Source organism: Pseudoalteromonas sp. TAE79 (assembly GCF_000498015.1).
Classification (GTDB): Bacteria; Pseudomonadota; Gammaproteobacteria; order Enterobacterales; family Alteromonadaceae; genus Pseudoalteromonas.
This window is the reverse complement of record NZ_AUTL01000284.1, coordinates 1-6080: the sequence shown is the minus strand read 5'-3', so window position 1 is coordinate 6080 and position 6080 is coordinate 1. Positions and strand designations below refer to the sequence as shown.

At 38.3% G+C, this 6080-nt stretch carries 6 protein-coding genes; all 6 read left to right on the top strand.

The features are described from left to right. Positions 1-1690, top strand: a 1690-nt coding sequence (locus L655_RS0123505; protein WP_029752372.1) for an efflux RND transporter permease subunit, incomplete at its 5' end; no start/stop codon positions are given. Between the two features lie 196 nt (positions 1691-1886). Beyond that, a complete protein-coding gene (locus L655_RS0123500; protein ID WP_229816631.1) occupies positions 1887-3503 on the top strand; it encodes a phosphoethanolamine--lipid A transferase in 1617 nt (538 codons plus the stop codon). After that, positions 3504-4406: a cation diffusion facilitator family transporter gene (locus tag L655_RS0123495; RefSeq protein WP_016899514.1), complete on the top strand. Its 903-nt coding sequence runs from the start codon at positions 3504-3506 to the stop codon at positions 4404-4406. Then, the gene (locus tag L655_RS0123490) at positions 4399-5124 is read left to right on the top strand and encodes a phosphatase PAP2 family protein (RefSeq protein ID WP_241763437.1); all 726 of its coding nucleotides are present in this window, start codon (positions 4399-4401) and stop codon (positions 5122-5124) included. The genes L655_RS0123495 and L655_RS0123490 overlap by 8 nt, the downstream gene beginning before the upstream one ends. Further along, complete coding sequence (locus L655_RS0123485; RefSeq protein ID WP_008467350.1) at positions 5114-5491, top strand: diacylglycerol kinase; 378 nt, start codon at positions 5114-5116, stop codon at positions 5489-5491. Before L655_RS0123490 ends, L655_RS0123485 begins: the two co-directional genes overlap by 11 nt. Before the next feature lie 42 nt (positions 5492-5533). Next, on the top strand, positions 5534-5836 hold the full coding sequence (locus L655_RS0123480; RefSeq protein WP_008467353.1) for a hypothetical protein: 303 nt from the start codon (positions 5534-5536) through the stop codon (positions 5834-5836). The last annotated feature ends 244 nt before the right edge of the window (positions 5837-6080 follow it).

Here is a 6080-nt window from a genome sequence, read left to right as displayed (position 1 = left end):
CCAGCCGATGGCTATCAGTATTATTTTAGCGGTTATTTCGGCTATTTTTGTGGCACTGTTTGTGGTTCCAGCCTTAGCAACCTTTATGTTTAATAAAGGCGTTAAAGAAAGAGAAAGTTTTGTCTTAAAACCATTAGATAAGCTTTATCGAAAAGGCCTCAAAGCCGCGATGAAACACACGAAAGTAGTTATTATTGCTTCATTATTGTTACTTGTGGGTGCAGCATCTTTAATACCTCAAATAGGGACTGAATTTGTACCAGAATTAGAAGAGGGTACCATTAACCTAAGAGCAACATTAGCGCCATCAGCAAGTTTAGAAACAGCCTTGTCGGTTGCTCCAATTCTTGAAGAAAAGTTAATGGAGTTCCCCGAAGTTGAATATACCCTAAGTCGAATTGGACGTGCTGAAATCGGCGGTGATCCTGAACCAGTTAATAACATCGAAATTTACATTGGCTTAAAACCTGTTTCAGAATGGACAAGTGCCAAAAATCGCGTTGAATTACAAGGTTTAATGGAAGAGAAACTTGAGCAATTCCCAGGGTTATTACTTAACTTTTCACAGCCCATAGCGACTCGTGTAGATGAATTACTGTCAGGAGTTAAAGCGCAACTTGCCATTAAATTGTTTGGACCAGAATTAGATATGTTGGCGAGCAAAGGTCAAGAAATTGAAGCGGCAATCAAACAAATTGATGGCGCAAGAGATGTAGCCTTAGAGCAAATCGCTGGTGAAGCACAGTTAGTGATTAAACCGAAAAGACAGCAATTGTCACGTTTTGGTTTTTCAGTTGGCGATGTCATGGAAGTGGTTAAAAACGGTATCGGTGGCGTTAGCGCTGGCCAAATAATCAATGGCAATGAACGTTATGATATTTATGTTCGCATTGAAGAAAAATACCGTGATAACCAAGAAGCTATTGCAGATCTGAGAATACAATCACCTACGGGTGCTTGGGTACGTTTAGGCGATATTGCTACCGTCAGTTTTGAATCTGGCCCACCACAAGTGCGACGTGATGATGTACAGCGACGCGTGGTAATTCAAGCCAATGTTCAAGGTCGAGACATGGGAAGTGTTGTTAGCGACATTCGTGCAGTTATTGATAGCAAAGTAGATTTACCTGCAGGTTATTCTGTAGTGATTGGTGGTCAATTTGAAAACCAACAACGTGCGCAGCAGCGACTATCAGTGGTAGTGCCTCTATCATTGGCACTAATTGCCTTGCTACTTTATTTCGCCTTTGGCTCTGTTGGTCAAGCGATGCTTATTTTAGTGAATGTACCCTTGGCCGTTATAGGTGGTATTTTCTCACTGTATATTTCAGGTCAATACTTGTCAGTGCCAAGTTCAGTCGGCTTTATCACTTTGTTTGGTGTCGCCGTGCTTAATGGTGTAGTCATGGTAGAAAGCATTAACCAGCTGGTAAAAGATGGTATAGACACCTCAAAAGCTGTTTTTGATGGGGCAGTATCTCGTTTACGTCCAGTATTAATGACCGCCATTACTTCTGCGTTAGGTTTAATTCCAATGCTGATGTCCAATGGAGTTGGCGCTGAAATTCAACGACCACTGGCGAGTGTTATTGTTGGCGGTTTGGTTACTGCAACGTTACTCACCTTGTTTGTGTTACCGGTTTTATATGCTTGGTTCTCAAAAGCCAAAATCAAAGATCTTAGAGACTAACGCGCTAGATAACTTAGTGACTTACTCATTAACTTACAAATTAATAAAGTAAGTAACTAATTTGATAGCACTATAAATCGCTACTAGCTAAGCTCTTGTCAAAAGCAGGGCTTAGCCAGTCATTTTCACTCGATGCAGAGATTCAATAGTAGGCTTTTATTAGCTTCGAATTTTTGCATCCTAAATTTAGGGAATAATGATGAAAAAGCTGTCGTTTTTCAATTATTCGCCAAACCTCCTTATTATCGCCACCGTGCTATTTATTATAGTGACGGGCAATTCTACATTTTTTGAACAAGTTAATTCGGTATACCCGTGGCAAGATAATCAAGGTTTTATTATCGCGCTGACTCTTGTGGTAATGAGTGTATTAACCATTATTGTGTCATTTTTCAGTATTATCATTCCCGTTCGAATAGTACTGAGCAGTCTTTTACTCTTATCTGCCATGGCTGGTTATTATACCGATAGCTTTGGCACCATCATTGATAATGTAATGATTCAAAACATTGCTGAAACGAATATCGATGAAGCAACTGACTTACTGTCATTTGAGTATTTTTTAACTGTTTTGTTGTTAGCCATAGTACCTATAGCTTGCCTTTTTATGGTCAAAATAGATAAATCGTCATGGACAAAAAACTGTTGGCTACAAATAAGTAATACCATCATGGCACTTGGTGTAATTACTGTTTCACTTTATATTTTTAGTGCTCAATTCACTAATTTCTTTAGAGAACACAAGCCATTAAGATTTTACTTAAATCCTATCTATCCCATTTACTCTACGGGATTTTTCCTCAAGGACGTGCTTGAACAGCAAGAAAATAACGAATTTTTAATGGTAGTAAACTCTGCCAATGATATTGATAAAGAGTCGCATAAAAAACTCTACATTGTCATTGTCGGTGAAACTGTCCATGCGGGTAATCTTTCTATAAATGGCTATAAACGAGAAACTACACCATTATTAGCTCAAAGAGATGATTTAATTAGTTTTGATAAATTCTATGCTTGTGGCACATCAACCGCGATTTCGGTCCCTTGTATGTTTTCATTCGATAACCGAGAGTCATTTGATAATAAAAAAGCACGGCGAACACAAAACGTATTAGATGTTATTTCCAAAGCCGGGGTAAGTGTCCTTTGGCGAGACAATAACTCTAGTTCAAAAGGCGTCGCAGATCGTGTCGAATACCAAAATTTCAAATCACCTGAGCTAAATTCAGTGTGCGATATAGAGTGTCGTGACATTGGTATGTTAGACGGTTTACAGGGGTATATTGATGATCAAGAAGGTAGTGTACTCATAGTGCTTCATCAAATGGGCAACCACGGCCCGGCATATTACAAACGATACCCCAAAGACTTTGAGAAGTTCACTCCTGCCTGTCAAACAAGCGAACTCTCCGCCTGTGAAACTAGCGAAATTGTTAATGCGTATGATAATGCCATTCTCTATACCGATTACTTTATCAATGAAACCATTAATTTATTAGAAGAGAACAATACCAACTTTGAAACTGCCATGTTTTATATTGGCGATCATGGTGAATCGTTAGGTAAGAACGGACTCTACTTACATGGTATGCCTTACATGCTGGCGCCTGAAGAACAGACTCATGTACCTTTAATTGCTTGGTTCGGCTCTTCATCACACGTTGATATGGAAAGTACGGTCAAACAAAGTAAAAAAGAAAGTTCTCACGATGCTTTTTCTTTTTCTTTACTACATGCGTTAAATATCAGCACAGATATGTCATTGCCTGAAAAAGCGCCATCACCACTATTTGTTATGCAAGAGGAAGAGTAAATGTCAAATAATAACCATACGCACAGCCATGCACATAACCATGACGGAAAATTAAGCATGGCAGTATTTATCAATATTTTACTTACTGTGGCCCAAGTTATCGGCGGGGTTTTATCAGGTAGTTTATCCTTGATTGCTGATGCGCTTCATAACCTCAGTGATGCAGGCGCTATCGTTATTGCGATTGTTGCGAGAAAAATTGCAAGAAAACCCGCTAATAGCCAAATGACTTTTGGTTTTAAACGGGCTGAAATTATCGGGGCATTAATCAACACTACTACCCTTATTATTCTTGGTATATATCTCATTTATGCCGCAGTTGAGAAGTACTTTAACCCTCAACCTATTGATGGTTGGATTGTTGTTTGGATTGCGACAATAGCCTTAGCGATTGATTCCATAACCGCGTGGTTGACTTATCAAGCAGGCGCGAAGAATAACTTGAATCTCAGAGCGGCATTTATTCATAATTTATCTGATGCCTTTGCTTCTGTCGTTGTCATTGTTGCGGGTAGTTTGATCATTTTATATCAATGGTATGTTGTCGATTTATTGGCAACCATACTTATCTCGGTTTATGTGGTGTACCACGGTATTATTTTAGCTAAGCAAAGTATTCGTATTTTAATGCAAGCGGTCCCCGTTGATATCGATATCGATAAGATTTGTAAGGATATCGAATCAATGGAGAATGTTGAAAAAGTAAGACACATTCATGTGTGGCAATTAGATGATAGCGAAGTGTATTTAGAAACCAGTGTTAACTTAAAAACGATGGAACAATTCCAAGATCTTAAGCCAATTAAAGATTTGCTCGCAGCTCAATACGGTATTCACCACTCGACCATAGAAGTGGTAGTAGGGAACACCTTGCAAATGGAGAATTGTTTTGAACTTGAGTAAACACCTGCTTTATTCAATGTATGCATTAACGCTTATTGCTTTTTTATTTGAAACAACAAATAGCGATATTTGGCTTCAAAATTTGTTATTCAATGCATCCAACCAAACGTGGTTAATTGATAAATATGAAGAGCCTTATCGTTTTATTTTTTACTTGTTGCCTAAATACAGCATTATTTTGTTGGCACTGTCGCTCATTGCTTTTTACGTTATCGCTTGTAGACGCAAGTACTCTAAGCACTTTCAAAAGCGATTATTAGTGGTTATTTTCTCTTTGATGTTAGTGCCGTCAGTCATCGGCGGTTTAAAAGCAACAACCAATGGTGCTTGTCCTGCGCAGCTTGAACTATATGGCGGCGATGTCCCTTATGTTAAGGCGTTTGAATTAATGCCTGAATCGTTTGAGTCAACTAAAAAGTACAAGTGCTTTCCTGCGGGTCATGCCAGCGGTGGTTTTGCCTTAATGTCATTATTCTTTTTGTTTTATCGTCCGAAATACCAATGTATTGCGATAGCGTTTGCTGTTTCTACTGGCTGGATTATGGGGAGTTATAAGATGGCGATAGGTGACCATTTTTTAAGTCACACACTAACAACGATGACGTTGTCATGGTTAATCATTTGTTTGATAGCCGCGGTAGTGTTTCGTACCTTACACTTTCCTAATTCCAAACCTAATGCTAAGAATAGCCAACAGGAGCCAATCAATGGGTACTAAGCAAAAGCCGACGGGAATAAAACGAATATACCTAGCAGCGGGGCATTCACTCAGAGCGTTTAAATGGCTGATAGCAAATGAAGCAGCGTTTAAACAAGAATTCTGGCTGTCAGTTCTTCTCGTTGTGGGCTGTTTATTCTTTCCATTTTCACTTTTTGAGTACGTGTTTCTTTGGTGCGCTTTATTATTCGTATTGTTGGCAGAAATCTTCAATACCGCTATTGAGGCAGTAGTCGATAGAATTGGCGCGGAAATTCATCCGCTGTCAGGTTTAGCGAAAGACTTAGGCTCTTTGGCTGTGATGGTGAGCGTTATCATCGCAACTTTAATATGGGCTGGTGTATTTATTCAGCACTTGAGCTTATGAAGTGTAAATGTTATTAGAATGTATATAGCTATCAAATTCCTTATGAGTTGGATAACAAAAGGCAATATTGAGGAATTTAATGAACGCGATGCTATTACAACTATTAAAAAGCTAGAGCTTAAAAGGCAGCAATTAAAGTCTGAAGGCAATGGTAAAAAATTATCAACTGCAGAACTTAAACTGTTACTTTCTGCATACAATTACACTGGTAATGAGAAGCTATCTAATAAAATAGCTACAACCTTGATTGAAAGGCGTAATAACCGCGCAGAACAAGCATCCAGCAAAGAAGAAATAGATATTGCGAATAAACTGACTATAGATAATTTAGATATTCCATATTAAAAAGCATATTACATATTTTTGGTATGTGCTCTCAATAACACCAAAAATATGTAATGTAGCTCATATAAAATATGCTCACGTAGACCTATTTTTAATAACTTCCCATAAAATACGACGAATATAGCCCTACAAATAAATAAAACACCAAGAATATGTTACGTACATACAAAGGTACAAGCTCTCAACACCAAAAATATGTTGCGTACATGCAAAGATATAACCCCTAACACCAAAAATATGTTGC

Excerpts from the sequence above, each read along its gene's own strand:
- L655_RS0123500 (WP_229816631.1), top strand. The coding sequence starts at position 1,887 with ATGATGAAAAAGCTGTCGTTTTTCAATTATTCGCCAAACCTCCTTATT.
- L655_RS0123495 (WP_016899514.1), top strand. The coding sequence starts at position 3,504 with ATGTCAAATAATAACCATACGCACAGCCATGCACATAACCATGACGGA.
- L655_RS0123485 (WP_008467350.1), top strand. The coding sequence starts at position 5,114 with ATGGGTACTAAGCAAAAGCCGACGGGAATAAAACGAATATACCTAGCA.
- L655_RS0123480 (WP_008467353.1), top strand. The coding sequence starts at position 5,534 with ATGAGTTGGATAACAAAAGGCAATATTGAGGAATTTAATGAACGCGAT.